10 protein-coding genes are annotated in these 17,960 nt (G+C 45.1%); 2 read left to right on the top strand and 8 right to left on the bottom strand.

What is annotated here, in order from left to right; genetic code table 11:
• Window positions 1-75: 75 nt before the first annotated feature.
• The 6 genes from FRZ54_RS14145 to bglX all read right to left on the bottom strand — a co-directional run bounded on the left by FRZ54_RS14145 (window position 76) and on the right by bglX (window position 14,881).
• Entirely contained in the window at window positions 76-1,626 is a 1,551-nt protein-coding gene (locus tag FRZ54_RS14145) for an FG-GAP repeat domain-containing protein (RefSeq protein WP_147032243.1), read from the bottom strand.
• A gap of 20 nt (window positions 1,627-1,646) precedes the next feature.
• On the bottom strand, window positions 1,647-2,960 hold the full coding sequence (locus FRZ54_RS14140; RefSeq protein ID WP_228462490.1) for a vanadium-dependent haloperoxidase: 1,314 nt from the start codon (window positions 2,958-2,960) through the stop codon (window positions 1,647-1,649).
• A gap of 8 nt (window positions 2,961-2,968) precedes the next feature.
• The gene (locus FRZ54_RS14135) at window positions 2,969-6,547 is read right to left on the bottom strand and encodes a VCBS repeat-containing protein (protein WP_147032241.1); all 3,579 of its coding nucleotides are present in this window, start codon (window positions 6,545-6,547) and stop codon (window positions 2,969-2,971) included.
• 88 nt (window positions 6,548-6,635) lie between these two features.
• Complete coding sequence (locus FRZ54_RS14130; RefSeq protein ID WP_147032240.1) at window positions 6,636-8,510, bottom strand: RagB/SusD family nutrient uptake outer membrane protein; 1,875 nt, start codon at window positions 8,508-8,510, stop codon at window positions 6,636-6,638.
• Window positions 8,511-8,550: 40 nt separating this feature from the next.
• Window positions 8,551-11,781, bottom strand: a complete 3,231-nt coding sequence (locus tag FRZ54_RS14125; RefSeq protein WP_147032239.1) for a SusC/RagA family TonB-linked outer membrane protein — start codon at window positions 11,779-11,781, stop codon at window positions 8,551-8,553.
• A 790-nt stretch (window positions 11,782-12,571) separates the two neighbouring features.
• Window positions 12,572-14,881, bottom strand: coding sequence for a beta-glucosidase BglX (gene bglX, locus FRZ54_RS14120; protein WP_317131581.1), 2,310 nt, complete (start codon window positions 14,879-14,881; stop codon window positions 12,572-12,574).
• A 212-nt stretch (window positions 14,882-15,093) separates the two neighbouring features.
• Here bglX and FRZ54_RS14115 point away from each other — a divergent pair, with 212 nt between their 5' ends.
• Window positions 15,094-15,855, top strand: coding sequence for an NUDIX hydrolase (locus FRZ54_RS14115; RefSeq protein ID WP_147032238.1), 762 nt, complete (start codon window positions 15,094-15,096; stop codon window positions 15,853-15,855).
• A gap of 8 nt (window positions 15,856-15,863) precedes the next feature.
• Here FRZ54_RS14115 and FRZ54_RS14110 read toward each other — a convergent pair whose 3' ends face one another.
• A complete protein-coding gene (locus FRZ54_RS14110) occupies window positions 15,864-16,247 on the bottom strand; it encodes a VOC family protein (RefSeq protein WP_147032237.1) in 384 nt (127 codons plus the stop codon).
• 221 nt (window positions 16,248-16,468) lie between these two features.
• Between FRZ54_RS14110 and FRZ54_RS14105 the strand changes: the two genes are divergently transcribed.
• Window positions 16,469-17,452: a GlxA family transcriptional regulator gene (locus tag FRZ54_RS14105; protein WP_147032236.1), complete on the top strand. Its 984-nt coding sequence runs from the start codon at window positions 16,469-16,471 to the stop codon at window positions 17,450-17,452.
• Here FRZ54_RS14105 and FRZ54_RS14100 read toward each other — a convergent pair.
• The gene (locus FRZ54_RS14100; protein ID WP_147032235.1) at window positions 17,445-17,930 is read right to left on the bottom strand and encodes a hypothetical protein; all 486 of its coding nucleotides are present in this window, start codon (window positions 17,928-17,930) and stop codon (window positions 17,445-17,447) included. The genes FRZ54_RS14105 and FRZ54_RS14100 overlap by 8 nt on opposite strands.
• Between the last annotated feature and the right edge of the window lie 30 nt (window positions 17,931-17,960).

Raw genomic sequence — 17,960 nt, 5'->3', positions numbered from 1 at the left:
TATTCGTGTTACAATTACAAGAAGAAAATTTCCATCGCGTAGCGACGATAATAATGGCAGACAGGTGGCGCTTTCCTATTTCCGGGTATGATTTTCAAGAACAATGAAAGGCAGATGCTGGTCCCAGGATGGTTTAACATCTTCTATCATAAATCCATTTGAATAATTACCCAGTACGATATCCAATTTGCCATCATGGTTCATATCCGCCGCTTCCAGGGTCATCCAGCGCCCGTATTTATTCACAGGTATAGCGTGAGGCTTAAAATTCATTGGCTTATCCTGCTCAAAATAGATAAAACTTTCTGCCGGGTTATTTTTAAAGTCTGCAAAAAAAGCAACTGTAGCTAAATCGATATCTCCGTCACCATCAAAATCGGCTGCAACTACTTTTGTACACCCATTGATGGGGTAAAAGTAAGATCGCTTTAATTTCCAGTCACCTTCGTTGGTGTAGATATATAAACCGTGGTAAGGTTTAAAGATCCGCGAATTGTGATAATTATAACCGCATGCAAGTACCAGGTCAGGCTTGCCATCATGGTTCATGTCGGCCAGTTGAAAGCTGTTACAATCATAAGCCGGCGGAAGCTCCAGAATAACCTTGGTTGTAAACCCTCCTTTTTGATCGTTTAAAAACATCCATACGCCTTCATCCCCTCTTCCGAATAAAACCATCAGGTCAGGCCAGCCATCATTATTAAAGTCTCCGACAATACCTTGTGCCGCACCTGCTTTATCCGAGATTGTGTTTTGCGTAAACGTATGATCGGCGTTCTGTTTCAATAAATAAACGCCGCCGATAGCATTGCCCTGCCCTAAGATCACCCAATCTGCCAGGCCATCTTTGTTAAAATCGCCTCCAATGGTTTGCACCGGCCTGGCCAGGTCCGACTGAACCAGTGATGGTTCGATGTTGGTCTTTTTTGAATCCAGGTCAACTTTCATTACCCTGCCGTCAGGAAAGTCCATCGGCATTATCTGGCCCACACATGAGAAAATTCCCTGGCGAACGCCATTTTCAGTAGCGAAAGCAGCATCCAGGGCCGCCGAGGGAAGGTCGGCTACCGTACGGCTTTTAAGGTTTGCGTCCCATTCGTATAGCTTTGTTGTAATGACATCGCTGGTGTATAATTTATTTGTGGACGGATCTACAGCGGTCAAAGTAGTATATGCGATATTCTTCGGGGCCTCTGGCTTTCTCAGGCTGAATCCTACCCAATCGCTAACCAACGGTGCGGGCTTGTTGGCAGCATGTAGTTCCGTTGGGGCCGCTTTAACGTAATATGCTACTATCATCTGCCATTCGGGTAATGAAATACCACTGGTGTCGGGCGCCTTTTTATAATAATCGATACCATAAGTCGATAATCCCAGGTAATGCGACATAGCAGGCAATGTATGGAACTTCCACACATCTTTTGTCAGCGCATCCGGTTGAACTGCCTGGTGGCATTTGGTGCAATATTTTTGAGCCAGCATCTTACCATCGGCTAAGGTGTCCCCTGTTGGTTTATAAAGGTTGGTCGTATTATTCTTGCAGCTGTTAAATAGCATGCTGCCCGTTATAAGGAAAACAAAAAGCAGCAGGTAAATTGTATATAGCCCTGTTTTGTTAAGTTTCATAATTAATATCGGGAATATTATCAGTTATTGAGTTTTAGTTTTTGCCAAATGAGTTCCCCTACCTGTTTACCTTGTTTGGCCCCCAGCAGCGAACTGTTCAGGTAGTGTATGCCGCCATAGAACCGGCTCATTGCCGTCTCGTCCGAGGCCTTGATGAACGATTTGAAGTCCCGCTGCAGGCCGATGTATTTCAGGTCGCTGGTGTCATGAAAAGCATAGTTGTCGCCAAATTCATGCGTCAGTACCACTGCCGATGCTGCTGATATGGTGCTGTGCCCTGCCGTGTATTCCGGGAAGGGCGGGGTTTGCAGCAGCGGCAGCCAGTTGTGGTCCACCTTTTCGTTGATCACCGTTACCGGCCTTACATAGGCATAGGTGTATTTTACTTCCCAGCAGGTGATGAACGATTCGAACAGGGCGATCGAGGTCAGGGCATAGGCCTGGGCCGTTTTGGTGGCGCTGGCCTTGCTTTGCCTGCACGCTATCGTGGTGATGCCGATCCAGTGGCCTCCCGGGGTGATCTTCTTGTCGGCAAACATCATGTGCCCGTTGTGCATTACCACAAAGGGGTTATCGTCCCAGTAACGGGCTATCGTTTCCTGTTCTTTGGTCAGGTGTTTGTTGGTGTCGTAAACCTGTTTGGCCTGTTTAAAGAAGGCGCTTGTCGTATCCTCGCTGTAGGGCGGCGGCGGTGGCGGCATCAGTATTTTGGATGATTCGACCAGCAGCGGGTGCATATCGCCCCAGCAGTATTCTACCCCATCCATATAATCGGGTGGTGTGGGGCGCCATTTGCCCGGGCTGTTGCTGCCCAGGTATTTGGGTTTGCCACGGGTTTGGGGGTAATCGTCCTTCATGGCCCGTTTCAGTACCGTGTTGCCGATCTGTTCGCCCAGCTGCATCGAATTGGTATAGGTGGAATCGGGCAGGGCGTCTTTATATTCTCCGTATACCTTGTCCTCGTATCTTTTCAGCGTATCGATGGAGAAGGTGACCTTATGAGCAACGGTGAAAAAGGCTTTAGTGGCTGCCAGCACATAGTTGTAGCTTTTGCCTTTCTGTGGTTCGGGCATTTTCTCAAAGTCGCGCAACTGTGCGGTGATCGAGGCCAGTTTCGGGTCGGCATAACGCATGGCTTCGTAGCTGGCCAGGTTGGTATAGCCGTAAATCCGGCTGGCTACAGGCGGGGTGAATACATCGTAGATGATCACCTGTGTCAGCGCATCTTCATTGGCATGCAAAACATCGGCATCCGGCGGTAAGGTGCTCTTGCGGGTGCAGGAACTGAGGAGCAATACGAAAGCAGCAGCTAAAATCAGGTTTAAACGTTTCATTTTCTTAATCAATTAAGAGGAATATTTCTTGAATGACCATCGTTATCGGTTACGGTTACCGATGCCATTGAGCTATCAATGCTGAGGTACCTGCCCGACTGGGACAAGAAAGAATCACCGTAATAAAACTCCTGCCTTGCTGTCTTGCCATTCTTATATTTGATAATAGCGAACATATCCATCGGCTGTAATTTTACTATATGTACGGCTCTTTTTAATTCAAATATCTTCATCGGCCCCCTGTTTTGACTTGCCGCAAGCAGGTAATCGCCTTTTGCCCCCATTACCTTAACAAGGGCCTTCCCGTTTGCAGGAATATAAATACCGCTTTGCATAATAGTAAGCGGTTTAAATGCGCCTTTACCATCCCCTTTCAGCATCAGCCCATTCAAGGCATCATAACGGCCGGTAGTAAGTTCTGTACCATAATCATTACCATTCATTACGACATCCAGGTTACCATCGCCATCAAAGTCGTCTACAACCATGCCGCATAACTCCGAAGTCTGCGCCTCCAGCGGCAATGGTATCATAGTAAACTTTCCATTTCCGTCATTTCGCAGGTAAACCGACTCCTGTATATTCGCTTTCAAACGCAATGCACCCTTGCGCATGTCAGGTGGCAACACATCGTCCATCGTAGCCGTGGCAAACGATTTATAGTTCTGATATTTTGTGCGCATCATCAGCACCTGTTTTATAATGTCGTCCCGTGTGTGCACCGGAAACTCCTTCATTTCGCCGTTTTCATCTTTTAAAAACACTGATGGAAATGCATCATAACTTCCGTTATTATCAAAATCTTTCGCCGTAATATAAGCGGGGTACTGGTCGCTTGCCGTGAAGAATGTATTGAGGCCGGTATTACCAACTATATAGTCGATATCACCATCATGATCGAAATCGCCTGCTGCAATGGTGTTCCACCAGCCCAATTTATTTTCAATACCAGTATTAGCAGTTACATTTTTAAAGACACCATGGTCGTTTTTCAGAAAGGTTACCGGCATCCATTCTCCGGCCAGGATCAGATCGGGCCAACCGTCGTTATCGAAATCGGTGAATTCCGCATCGCAAACAAGTCCGACATTAACCAGACTCTTTGCGACAGAGGGGGTAACATCGGTAAACTTTGCATGACCGTCTTTGCTGTCATTACGAAGAATAAAGCTGGAAACAGGCTTTGGATAATTCCACGGATCAACCCTGCCGGATACGAACAGATCAAGCTTTCCGTCCTTATTGTAATCAACCGCGCGCACACACAACTTACTTGTAAAGTTTTTGGGCAATGCATCAGTGGCTTCGGTAAAGTTGCCTTTTCCGTCGTTGATGTAAAGCCTGTCCTGGTAAGGGGGCGAACCGGGCTGGTTTTCGTATCCCCCGCTGGCAACATACAGATCAGCCTTTCCGTCTCCATTTGCATCAAACAGGATCAGTCCTTCGTCCTTGAAATCATCACCAGGCTTAATTTGACCAGATGCCAATAAATTTCGTTGTGTGAATTTGCCATCAGCGCCTTGCAAAAATAATTGGGATGGGTGCTTCGAGGTCCCGCCGACAATTATATCGTCCAAACCATTACCGTCGACGTCTCCCACGGCCAGGCCCGGTGAATATTCTGATAGTTTATGAGGTAACAACTTCTGGATATTAAAATCGATAACATCTTCGTCCTCATGTATATAATTAACCCCAAGCATTCGGGTCACTTCGCTAAACAATGTCTTTTTGTCGATTGCCGGCTGTGTGAAGGTATATGGTTCACTGGCATCCTTTATGCTTACCTGTAACACCTGGTCGGCTTTCACGTTTCTTAGAACCTGTTTTTTCCAGTTCTGCCAGCGTATCACTACCGAATCGATAGCCGTAACATTACCCAGACCAAAATGAGCTATATTCTGAATAGTTGAGAGGTATCCCCTGAACGGGGTGTTTTCATATACCTGGTGTTTGCCGTGGTCATAATAAATGTCGGCCCACGCACCAATGCCATCCCTGTTGTTGGGCCCGCCGGCGAACTTGATATGAAGGTAATGACTGGTATTCGGATCCTTCTCGCGCGACGTATTTTTATAGATCATGGCCTCATCATTGGTATTATTGATGATAACATCCATGTCGCCGTCATTATCCAGGTCGGCATAAACCGCGCCGTTTGAAAATGAAGGCGTTCCCAATCCCCAACTTTTTGTTACATCGTTAAATTGAAGATGACCTGTATTTTTGAAGGCAAAATTTGATATTTTAACTACCGGTATCTGGTCCAGCACCTGCTTTTTACTGGCGATAAAATAAGACTGTGCCCTGAAATTCATAAAATCATGGTCCGTAACATCGCGCGGGTAACCATTTGTAATGATAAGGTCGCGATAGCCGTCATTATCAAAATCGGTCAATAACGGCCCCCAGCTCCAATCGGTTTGTGAAACACCGGCCATGAAAGAAATATCGCTGAAAGCCGGATCTCCGATCGAATCATTTTGCCCCATGCGCGGCCCCTGGTTTATCTGGAGGACGTTACGCGAATACTGGTACTGGTATCCATACCGGTCCATGTTCTGAAAAGCCTGGTAATTATTGGGGCTCATAAACATCTTCTTCCTGTAATTATCGCCCGGGTTCATATCCAGCTCCACAACATCGGCAAGGCCGTCGTTGTTAATATCTTCGATATCCTGCCCCATGGAGCTTAGCGACGTGTGCTTAAAATATTCTTTCGACTTGTCGGTAAACGTACCGTCGTGGTTGTTGATGTAGAGTATATTGTCTGGCAGGAAGTCATTGGTCACATAGATATCCTTCCATCCATCACGGTTAATATCTACCGTACTGGCAGCATGACCAAAACCTTCGATAAGGATACCGGCTTGTTTGGAAACATCATGAAATACCGGGTGCTTCAAAACCGGGTCCCAGTCATTGCGGTAAAGATGCCCGGTACTGTGCCCGGTACCATCTTTTATAATTGGTTTAAACAAGCTTACATTATCCGTCGACTCCGCATCGTTAACGGCCAGGTACATATCCAGGTCGCCATCATTATCATAATCAAAAAAAGACGCCATGGTTGAATAAAGATTAATATTCAAACCGTATTCTTTAGCCATTTCCTTAAAATGCGGAACGCCATTTTTATCGGGCCCTTGATTGATGTAAAGAAGGTTGAGCCGTTTTGTGGAATCGCTTAATAAAGTATTGCATACATATATATCAGGCCAGCCATCATTATTGATGTCAACCACCGAAACGCCCCGTCCCCATCCTCCTTTACCGCCAACACCGGCCTCAGTAGTAACATCTTTGAATTGCATATCGCCTTCATTGATATACAGCTTGTTTGAAACGGCATTACCGGCAAAATAAATATCCTGCAGGCCGTCGCCGTTAAAATCACCTACGCCTACACCTCCGCCATTATAGATGTTTAATTTATCAAGCGGGTTTATCGTGTCGTTCTCGACAATAAGATTATTAAAAGTTACACCTGAATGTGATGAAGATATCTTTTTGAATAATGTATTATTCTTGCAAGAAAACAGAAAAACAGGCGCGAGTAAATAAAAAAGATAGGAACGGTATCTCATTAAGAAATGTAAATATTGGTCAGTTAAAACTACAAAAAAAAGGGGAGGAGATAAAATCTCTTCCCCTTTTTTTAACACCCGATATAAATCACGGATAATTTGGATTTTGTTTTAAAGCACCTTGCTCTGAGCTGATTTCACTTGTCGGAATAGGATAGATCTCATTCCTTCCTGCGGTAAAGGTTGCATTCTTTAATACTGTGTTTGCAAAGAACGCTGTTGGGTAGGCTGTATTTTTTGCGATATATGCATTTAATACTCCGGCCATATAACCCGCAGGCTCAGGACCACCGTATAAGCCGTCATAACGTTGCAGGTCAAAGAAACGTTTCCCTTCCATTGCAAGTTCCAGTCTTCTTTCAAACCATACGGCCTGACGGGCAAATTCTTTTGAACCCGTTGCGATTTGAGTTGTATATAAACCAATTTTGTAGTTTGCTGCATTCTGAGAGTTGTCTACAATTGGTTTGCCTGCATCGCCGCCGGTGTAACCGGTCAAACGACCTTTTACCCAGTTCTCAGGATGATCAGCCATACGCGAGCGTACCATATTTACATAAGTTTGTGCCTGTAGTTGGCTACCAACCTCAACCTCGCATTCAGCAGCCCATAACAACACTTCCGAAAAACGGATCATGTTAAAGTTCATAGCTGACGCCTGGCCAGGGGCCCAACCACCATAAGACTGGCTCGCTGTAGCAGCCTGGCTTTGTTTGTAGACATTTTTCATGTTGATATACGGACCAGCATCGCCCTGGGCACGAGCCCAGCTTGCACCCGGCATAATACCGTAATCAAGGAAAGGGATACCTCTTCTACCTGCTGTCCAATCCAAACGTGGGTCAACAGGGGTGGTTTGATCTGGCATGTATGTAGCATCCTCTGATAAAACACCCTGGTCTGACTTTAACGGGGTCGTGTCAAAATTACCCATGCTGCCATCGGCATTTATTAACGGAAGCCCGGTAACGGCATCAACCTTAAATGCGTCAACCATGGTGAACGAAGGCTGATAGAAACCGCAACATCCGGTAGGACCTGCTGCCGGCCAGTTAAGTACGTCGCCGGGGTTACCGTTTGCTCCGCTTGAACCATCATTCACTGCCATCTGGATAGCGAAAACTGCTTCCGGACCATTTTTCATGTTGGCATTAAAGTTATCATTGAAGTTGGCGTTTAAAGCATATTTTACGCCAGCATTTGTTTTACCATTGTTTATCACATCTGTCAATGCAGTTTTCGCTGCGGCGTAATTGTGATCAAACATATATGCCTCACCTAAAAATGCTTCGGCAGCATATTTATTAGCACGGCCGGCCTGAGCTTGAGTTTCAGGCAAATCAGCAACAGCAGCGGCAAAGTCGGCTTCTATCTTATCCCATATAGGGCCTGGGTTACCAACATTATAGTTACCGGCTGAATAAGTTACCGATTCGTCAACATAAGGAACATTCCTGAATATTTTTGCTAATTCAAGGTTCATTACGCCGCGGATAAATTTAGCTTCGGCGGTTGCCTCTTTAGCATACTCAGCGCTAACTGAACCGTCCTGTACTAAAGGAAGCTCGCGGATAACGTCATTTGCACGCTGTACGCCTGCCAAACAAACCGTCCATTTTTCCAAAACATAGTGGTTTGAACCGTCAACGCTGTGGTTCATGATCTGAGCAGCATCGGGCTGGTCAGTTGCGTTTGATCCCTTGTTAGCGTCGTCAGAAGCAATGCCTCCAAAATGCCAGTTACTTGGCGAAGCGCCCCATGTACCACCTACAGTAATGTTGGAGTTCATCTCCAGGGTAGCATAGGCGCCAATCAGTAAACCGTCCACACCGGCTTTGGTTGCCAGAACCGAAGGGCTTAGCTGGTTTACCACCGGCTGGTTCAGTAATTTCTTACAGGAATAAGACACCGTAAGAAAGACCAATGCAGCCGGGATAATAAATTTAAACATTGAATTTTTCATAATTTAAAATTTTAAAATCCTATATAATTATATCTTTTTTTTAGAATGTTAAACTAACACCTACTATATATTGCCTTTGGTTGCTAGGGTAGTTACCATAATCAATACCAAAATCATTCGCACCACCAGCTGCAGGAAGCTCAGGATCCAAGCCCTTATATTTGGTAATAGTGAAAGGATTGGTTGCCTGCACATATAAGCGCAATTTGTTAACACCTACTGCTTTTATCAGCTTTGGATCAAATGTATAACCTATTTGAGCAACCCTAACTTTCAGGAACGATCCTGAAGATACGTAAAACGAACTGGTTTGGGTTGAGCCCATTGTATTGGTATAAGTTGCAATTGGCAATATCGGGTTAGTTACACCCGGAGCACCGTATGATTTTGTCAACAGGTCGTTCGATTTTGCACCATTAAACGATCCGTAGAAATCGGTCCAGTACAAAGTGTAGTTGTATACATCGTTGCCATAAGAACCGTACAACACAGCTGAGAAATCCCATTGCTTGTATGTTGCACCCAGGTTGATACCGTAAGTAAAATCGGCATTAGGGTTACCAATGAAAGTACGGTCAGCATCGGTGATCTGGCCATCGCCATTTACGTCAACATATTTGAATGAACCTTCTGCAGCGCCTGCATATTTAGGCACATTGGCATTGGTTATATCAGCAGCACTATAGAACCCGTTGGTTTTAAATCCATAGAAGGCACCAATTGGGTGGCCTGGTTGCTGGCGAACGATCGGCAGCACACGTGTGCCTGCTTCGTCCTGGAACGCTTTAGGCATACTAACAACCTTGTTTTTGTAAGCGGTAATGTTAGCACCAACGTTAAACCTAAAATCGTTACCAACATTGCCATGATAAGCAACGGCCAGGTCAATACCTTTGTTCTCAACGTTACCATTGTTAACTGAAGGCGGGTTTGAACTTGGTGCGCCCAAAGTACCCGGTAATGATGCTGGGAACAATAGACCGCTAACGGTTTTCTTATAAATATCAAGTGTTACTTCCAAATGATGGAACAATGATGCATCCAAACCAAAGTTTAAGGTTTTATCCTTTTCCCAGCTTGTTTTTTCGTTACCGTCAAATGATGCAAAGAAACCCTGTGAAGTTACACCGGCTCCATTGATGGCATAATAACCATTGCCCGGATCAGAACCATAAGCATTGTAACCATTGGCACCACCGGAGTTAAAGTCGCTACCGGCAACACCATAACTGGCGCGGATCTTCATGTCATCAATCCAGGTCACTGATTTCAGGAAGTCTTCCTGGGATATTCTCCAGGCCAGTGAAAGCGCAGGGAATGTACCCCACTGATGGCCGGGATAAAACTTCGAAGAACCATCACGACGTACTACAGCGCTAACATAATATTTACTGTTGTAGTTATAATCGAGTGTAGCAAAAAAGGATTGAATAACTTCCGGCTGATTTTGCCCGCTAAAATAAGTTTTATCAGCAGTTGCTGCACTTAAGCTGGCGTATGCCGGGTCGGTAGAGAACAAGTGTGTTCCATTGCCGCCTACATACCTGCCCTGACGAAGTTTCTGCTCGAAACCAACCAAAGCATTAACGGTATGCTTGCCAAATATCTGGGAATACTTTATTGTATTCGTCCAGTTGTAATTGCTGAAGTAGCTGGCGCCCTCGTAAACAGAGTTACTGCCGCCGTGCGACTCATAATCCTGGTATTGAGGTGTGCCGAAGCCATAGTAATAATCGTTCGCAACATTACCACCCATACTCATGTGTGCGGTAAAGTGCTTCAGGAAGTCAACTTCCGCAAATACGTTACCTTGTATATTCCAGGTTTTATGATGTTGGTTTAAAAGTTGTGCAGCCTGTGCTACAGGGTTTGATGCATTACCCAAAGGTTCACCACCCGGGCCGTCGTAACCACCGCCGTAGTTTACACCGCTGATATCATAAACAGGTATCTGAGGAAATTCGCGATAAACCATTGAGATTGGAGCGCCTTCATTCTGGTTTGACAATGCGCCTTTACCACTTGGAGTTTCAGAATAGAATAAGTATCCAGTCTCACCTACACGTATATTATGAGCGATATTAAAGTTAGTATTAATACGTGCTTCATAACGCTTGAAATAACTGAACTGCTGTGTACCCTGCTGATCAAGAAATCCTAACGAAAAATAGTAGGCATTTTTGTCATTCGCACCGCTGGCAGTTACGGTATGATACTGCTCTGGAGCGGCTTTAAACAATTCGTGGAACCAATCAGTACCTGCCTGGTTGAATTTTTGGATCAGGAAGTCCTGGCTATGATCGCTCGCATTGAAGTTATATTTCGAAAGCAGATCGCCAACTGCCGGAGCACCAGTGCCGCCGGCTACGCCGGCTACACCGCCCGGGCCCTGGTAGCCATATTCAGGCACTGTGCCTGGGCCGCCCGGATAAATTTTCTGCTGAGCAGTAGCGTCACCTGCAAGGTAAGCGATCTTTGACTGACCAGCAGGCGAAGCGATGTTGAACACGTTACCGCCTTTAGGTACCTGCGTACCATAATATGCGTCGTAAGTAAGTGTCGAAGCACCTGCTTTACCGTGCTTGGTTGTTATAATAATAACACCGTTACCACCCGAAACACCATAAATAGCTGCGGAGGCATCTTTCAGTATCTGGATACTTTCGATGTCGTTCGGGTTCAGATCCGACATAGAGCCTGTCTGAACACCATCGATAACATACAGCGGCTGAGAGTTACCAAGGTTTGATATACCACGGATCAATACCGAGCTACCACCACCAGGTTGTCCGCTTGTTACTACGGAAACACCTGCTGCCTGGCCCTGCAGTATCTGATCTGTACTACCACCTGTAGGGATCTTCTTAGCGTCTGTCAGGTCAACAACGGCAACAGCGCCGGCGATATCCTTTTTACGCTGGGAAGAGTAACCGGTAACAACAACTTCATTCAGTGTGCTGTTGGTCACCTCAAGGGTAATGGTACCAAGGTCGGCGGAATTTACGGTAACCGACTTGGGTTGGTAGCCAATGTATGATACGATCAATACATAGCCTACTTTTCCGCTGAGCGTAAAGTTACCATTAACGTCCGTCACAACACCTGTGTTAGTACCTTTGATTTTGATGGTAGCGCCAATTACAGGTTGCTTGTCATCGCCGCCGATGACTTTACCTGTAATCTTTGTTTGGGCTGTAACTACCAACGAGGAAAGGGTGCATAGTACCAGCAAGCACATCGTCCTTCCTTTTTGAAGTAAACTTTTAAACATGAGATTGAGATTTAGTTGATTAATTTATTGATTTAGTTGATAATTGAATTCAAGAGAGAATTGACCGCAAGCTACTGGCTTGAATCAAATAGATTTACGCGATGCCCCATAAAGTGAGAGTATGGGGTACGTGAAAGACGGCCTAAAAGAAAAAAATGTAAAGGTTTTATCATCTATATTTTTTTATAACAGATATTAAAAAACAATCGCTGTCCTTTTTATTCTAACATGCCAAACACGTCCATATGTCGGGAATATTAAATTTCTATTATGTTATAATTATATCAGGTTCTATTAACCTTTCCACTACCTGGAAAAGCTAAAATTGGCATTCCTCTAATTTAAATAGAGTGTATTGTTTACACAAGAATTATTTTCAGATTTATCAATTAATTATTTTTAAGGCATAAAATCAAAAAAAATATCAACATTACACAGATATGACGATAAAATGGGCAATAAAATTGGCCCGTCGTTAACAAAAATGCAATACAAAAACGAGATGTATAGTAGAGTTTCGCTCCAAAAATTCATCATTCATATCATAATTCATTATTTGGTAATAAATATTTTACCCGGCGCTATTGGTTGAAACTGTAAATCCTGATTTATAAAAGGTACAGAAAATGTTAAAATATCATCATACCCCTGCCAGGGGTGTCGTAACAGGTTTATCGTCCAATAAGGGAAAATCGCCCCTCAAAGTCAACGTAAAATCAAATAAAACAGCTGATAAAAAAAATAGCAGGCGCTGGCCTGCTATTTTCCTGATAAAATAATATCAGCTCGTTTACTTTGTCCACTGTACTGATGCCGAGCGGGTTTCAGCAGAATTCGTCCCGATTTCGACAACGAACTTACCTGGTTCCCAGTCGTATTTAAGTTGAGTATTGTAAAATTTCAGGTCGTCCGGAGTGATGGTGAACGATACCTCTTTTTGTTCGCCGGGCTGCAGGCTTATTTTTTTAAATCCTTTAAGTTCCTTTACCGACCGGCTGATACTTGCCACCGGATCGCTGATATAAAGTTGTACCACCTCCTCGCCGGCAACTTTACCTGCATTGGTTACAGAAACCGTTGCGGTCAGTTTTTCATTTCCCTTCAAATTGGTCTTGCTAAGTTTTACGTCGCCATAACTAAAGGAAGTATAACTTAACCCGTAGCCAAAAGGATAAAGAGGATCGTTTGAAATATCCAGGTAATCCGACTTAAATTTAGCAGGGCCCTTTCCGTCAAATGGCCGGCCTGTATTTTTGTGGTTATAATATATAGGTATTTGCCCCACACTGCGCGGGAAGGTTGCAGTTATTTTGCCGGCCGGGTTATAGTTACCAAAAAGCACATCGGCAATAGCATTACCAGCCTCAGTTCCGGGTGCCCAAACGTCCAAAATAGCATCAAACGTTTTATCTTCCCAGGTCAGCGCCAGGGGCCGTCCGTTGAACAGCACGATAACAACAGGTTTTCCCGTTTTGGCAAGCGCCTTCAATAATTCCCGTTGGGTTTCCGGTATAGTTATATCCGAGCGGCTTGATGACTCACCCGACATATTGGCCGACTCCCCTACCACCGCGACAACCACGTCTGCTTTCTTTGCCGTTTCAACAGCTTCGTCTATCATCTCCTGCGCGGGGCGTTTGTCTTTTATCTGCCTCATGCCAAAAAACCACGAGCGTTCATTCAAAAGGGAATCATCAGTAAAGTTCGAACCTCGCGCATATAATATATTTACATCGTTACCCACCACATTCTTTATGCCGTCGATCACGCTTACCGATTTTCTCGGGTCGCCGGCCACTACCCAGGTACCCAGCATTTCGGAGTGGTTATCGGCCAGCGGCCCTACCAGCGCGATAGTGCCCGATTTTTTGAGTGGTAATATGTTGCCTTTATTCTTTAACAGTACAAACGAATGCTCAGCAGTTTCTCTCGCCGCCTTGCGGTTTGCATCGGTCATTTCTGCTTTTGCTTCAACATCTGCACTGATCGACTTATAAGGATTGGCAAATAATCCCAATTTATATTTAGCTTCCAATACCCGGCGGCACGCCTGATCGATCTCGGCCTGGGTGACTTTACCCTCTTTTAATGATTTTTTCAATGTGGTAAGGAAGCCCTCGCCTACCATATCCATATCCAGCCCGGCTTTTAGTGCAAGCGCGGAAACTGTTTGCAGGTCGCCCAATCCGTGTGCGCTTAGTTCGTTAACTGCGGTATAATCCGAAACAACAAAACCTTTAAAACCCCATTGCTTACGCAGCAAGTCTGTTAGCAGCCACCTATTAGCAGTAGCCGGAACACCGTTGATGGTATTGAACGAACTCATGAAGCTTCCGGCCCCTGCGTCAAGTGCGGCTTTGTAAGGTGGCAGGTAATCCTGGTACATTTTGATCAGGCTCATATCAACCGTATTATATTCGCGGCCGGCCTCGGCGCCGCCGTATAGCGCAAAGTGTTTTACGCAAGCCATTACCGCATCGCTCTTGGTCATATCGTTGCCCTGGTATCCCTTTATCATGGCCCTGGCTATTTGTGAGCCCAGCCATGGATCTTCCCCCGACCCTTCCGATATGCGCCCCCAGCGTGGATCCCGGGCAATATCAACCATGGGCGAAAAAACCCAGTTGATACCCTCGCCGGTCGCTTCTGTAGCTGCGATACGCGCAGATCGTTGTATCAGCGCCATATCCCAGGTTGCCGACATCCCCAGCGGGATTGGAAAAATAGTGCGGTGGCCATGTATCACGTCCAGCCCGAATATTAAAGGTATATGCAGGCGGCTGTTATTAACTGCTATTTCCTGCGCCTTTTTGATATAATTTGTTCCCCACACACCAAATATGCCGCCGATATTGCCCTTGCCTATCTTGGCTTCGATATCCTTATTGACAGCCGACCCGGTGACACTTTGCCCACCCGTTACCAGGTTAAGCTGACCTATTTTTTCGTCGAGCGTCATTTTACTCATCAGGCCGTTTACAAAAGCTTCCATCTTTGCATCGGAAGTTTTTAGTTGCGCAGATACAAAGCTGAAGGGCGACAACATTGCGGCTAACAAAATTACTTTTTGTACCGAACGGTATATAAAATTATTTTTCATCTTTGGATATTGAATTGGATTTTAAAAACGCAGGCAGTTCATGGAAAAAATATTTCTGAGCGAAATAATAAATCCTGTTCCTGATGTATTTATAAAATTATAAGTTTAAAAATTGGTTCAACACCAAAGCCGTTGGCCTCTTGGTGTATTTTGAACACAATACTATTTATTATTATTGGGATAATCAAAGTATTTTTGTACTATAGCGTAAAATGTTTAATAAACAGGAACTTATAGACTTTTGCAATACCGCCAGGGAGAGCTACCTAGCACATATTTCTATCGATTGTGTGGTATTTGGATTTCATGAAGGGCAGCTGAAAGTGCTCGTGCTTAAAATGAAAAACGAGCAGTCGTGGTATTTGCCGGGGGGATTTGTATTAAAAAACGAGCCCATTGAGGAAGCCGCCAACCGTATTTTGAAGGACCGGACCGGGCTCGACGAAATATTTTTACAGCAATTTCATGTATTCGGCGACCCCGAACGTTCGAGGCCCCACCGCGAAATGTACGCCAACATGTTGCCACCATCTGAAAATTGGTTTGCCAACAGGTTTATGACCATAGGTTATTACGCGCTGGTTGATTTTATCCATGTTACGCCAACCCCTGATAGCCATTCAGAGGCCTGTACCTGGTGCGACCTGGCTGATACCCCTCAACTGGAACTTGACCACGGCATTATATTGAAATCGGCCCTTGATACCCTACGGCTGCAATTGAACTACCAGCCCATAGGCTATAACCTGATGCCCAAGGAGTTTACCATGCCCGAACTGCAGAAGCTATATGAGACTATTCTTGATAAGAAACTTGACAGGCGTAATTTTCAGAGGCGCATGCTTGGGTTTGGCATACTTACCCGGTCGGAGAAACCACGGAAAGGCGGGGCGCACAAAGCACCCTACCTCTACTCGTTCGACCTGGCCAATTACCAGAATGCCCTAAAGGAGGGGTTAAAGGGCGGCTGGTAATTGATCGTTCAGTTTTGCGAATGCAGCCCGATCGTGTTCCCCTCGCTGTCTATAAAGAAAGCCATGTAGCCAATGTCATCGCTGATCTTGCTTTTTGGCATGGTCACCTTGCCACCGGCAGCTTCTACTTTCAACAGTACCGTATCCAGGTCGGGGTTGCCGTTGAAGTACACCTTTACCCCATCAGCGCTGGGTTTGTGCATGTCGCTTTGGGCCAATCCGCCTGATAGCTTACCGCTCATCGGGTCGTATGGGAACATGGCCATTTTCATACCCATCATTTCCATTTCGTCCATAGTGATGGAAAAAATCGTCTCGTAGAATTTTTTAGCCCTGGCAATATCTGCCGCAGATATTTCAAACCAGTTTAAAACGTTTACTGTGCTATCCATAATATTGGTTTTTGAGTTTTATGATCCGATCTTTAACGCCATGCGGTAATTGTTAAGTTATGGTTCACTTCATTTAAAGGAATAATAGTATACTATTTATCACAAACCTAAGCCGAATATCTGCGGGCGATGGTGGGTAAATACGACAACCTTAGGGGTTGATTGCGCCAAATTGTTAGTTTAACTTTGATTTCTACATTTAGCAAATTTTACCGAGATCCATGAAACACGTATCAATAGTAATTCCGCAGGGGCCCATTATACTTAGCAGCGTCATCGGCACGTACAAAGTTTTTAATTTTGTTAATGGATTTATGATGTCCAAGGGCAAAAACCCTCCTTTCGATATTCATCTTGTAGGGCTAAGTAAGGAGACTGAATTATATGGCGGCCTGTTTGCCATACGCCCGGATTCTCTCATCAGCGACATTAAAAAAACCGATCTGCTGATGATACCGGCGTTTTCGGGCGACCCATGCGCTGCTATGGAGCGTAACCAGGATTTCATTCCCTGGATAGTGGAGCAATATAAACACGGCGCCGAGGTAGCCAGTCTTTGTACCGGGGCGTTCCTGCTGGCATCGACCAACTTACTGAAAGGAAAAACATGCACCACCCATTGGCTGGCTGCCGATGCTTTCCGCCAGATGTTCCCTAACATTACCCTGATGCCCGAAAAACTGATCATCGACGAACTGGGTATATATTCAAGCGGGGGGGCCTATTCGTTCCTTAACCTTGTTATTTATCTTGTCGAAAAATATTGCGGGCGCGATGTGGCGGTACATTGCTCAAAGGTAATGGAGATCGAGATCGACCGCGAGAGCCAGTCGCCCTTTGTTATCTTCAGCGGTCAAAAAGAGCATAGCGACGAACCTATTAAAAAGGCTCAGATATATATCGAACGCAATGTGGGCACCCGGATAACCATCGACCAGTTATCAGAAATGTTTGCCATAAGCCGGCGTAATTTCGAACGGCGCTTTAAAAAGGCCACGTCAAATACACCTGTCGAATACCTGCAGCGCGTAAAGATAGAAGCCGCCAAAAAGAGTCTTGAATCAGGTCGCGAAAACGTGAACGAGGTGATGTACGCGGTAGGGTATTCAGATCATAAGGCTTTTCGTACTATATTCAAAAAGATAACCGGGCTATCGCCGATTGAATACCGTAACAAGTACAACCGCGAGGCTGTGCTTAATTGAGGGCGTAAACAGGGGACTCCAAGCCCGTGGTGAGTGCCAACCTATTTTCGGAACTGACAGGTAATTCTGCCAGCATTATCGGTCCGTAGCCAACATAATTCTTTATATTTTTGCCTGTGTTATAATGTTTAGGCGCCGAAGTAACATCGTAAGTCAACGATGCAGCTTTATAACCATTTGAATTTCCCGCAACCAATAACCGGTCGGTTTTATTTGCCCGGCTGCGATCATCAGCCCCGCTTACGTAATTATGTTTTATTTCACGCCCACCGGCTGGTTTATATCCCTCGTCGTTAACTATTTTCCATTTGCCGGCTGCGGTGATATTTATCTGCGATCTGTTAACTGATTTGTCCAGGTTAAGGAGCATTGCAGTATTAATATTTTTTTTGACCGCTGTTTTAACAACAGCTTTAGTAAATGATAACGCCAACATGGCTACGCCAATAAATGATAACAGGAGTGCGATAATTTTCATGTGAGAGATTAGTTGCACGTTCTACGCAGC

Source organism: Mucilaginibacter ginsenosidivorans, assembly GCF_007971025.1.
Lineage (GTDB): Bacteria > Bacteroidota > Bacteroidia > Sphingobacteriales > Sphingobacteriaceae > Mucilaginibacter > Mucilaginibacter ginsenosidivorans.
The sequence above is the reverse complement of the archived record's forward strand: the minus strand, read 5'-3'. Positions and strand labels throughout refer to the sequence as shown.

Excerpts from the sequence above, each read along its gene's own strand:
- FRZ54_RS14145 (WP_147032243.1), bottom strand. The coding sequence starts at position 1,626 with ATGAAACTTAACAAAACAGGGCTATATACAATTTACCTGCTGCTTTTT.
- FRZ54_RS14140 (WP_228462490.1), bottom strand. The coding sequence starts at position 2,960 with ATGAAACGTTTAAACCTGATTTTAGCTGCTGCTTTCGTATTGCTCCTC.
- FRZ54_RS14135 (WP_147032241.1), bottom strand. The coding sequence starts at position 6,547 with ATGAGATACCGTTCCTATCTTTTTTATTTACTCGCGCCTGTTTTTCTG.
- FRZ54_RS14130 (WP_147032240.1), bottom strand. The coding sequence starts at position 8,510 with ATGAAAAATTCAATGTTTAAATTTATTATCCCGGCTGCATTGGTCTTT.
- FRZ54_RS14125 (WP_147032239.1), bottom strand. The coding sequence starts at position 11,781 with ATGTTTAAAAGTTTACTTCAAAAAGGAAGGACGATGTGCTTGCTGGTA.
- bglX (WP_317131581.1), bottom strand. The coding sequence starts at position 14,881 with ATGAAAAATAATTTTATATACCGTTCGGTACAAAAAGTAATTTTGTTA.
- FRZ54_RS14115 (WP_147032238.1), top strand. The coding sequence starts at position 15,094 with ATGTTTAATAAACAGGAACTTATAGACTTTTGCAATACCGCCAGGGAG.
- FRZ54_RS14110 (WP_147032237.1), bottom strand. The coding sequence starts at position 16,247 with ATGGATAGCACAGTAAACGTTTTAAACTGGTTTGAAATATCTGCGGCA.
- FRZ54_RS14105 (WP_147032236.1), top strand. The coding sequence starts at position 16,469 with ATGAAACACGTATCAATAGTAATTCCGCAGGGGCCCATTATACTTAGC.
- FRZ54_RS14100 (WP_147032235.1), bottom strand. The coding sequence starts at position 17,930 with ATGAAAATTATCGCACTCCTGTTATCATTTATTGGCGTAGCCATGTTG.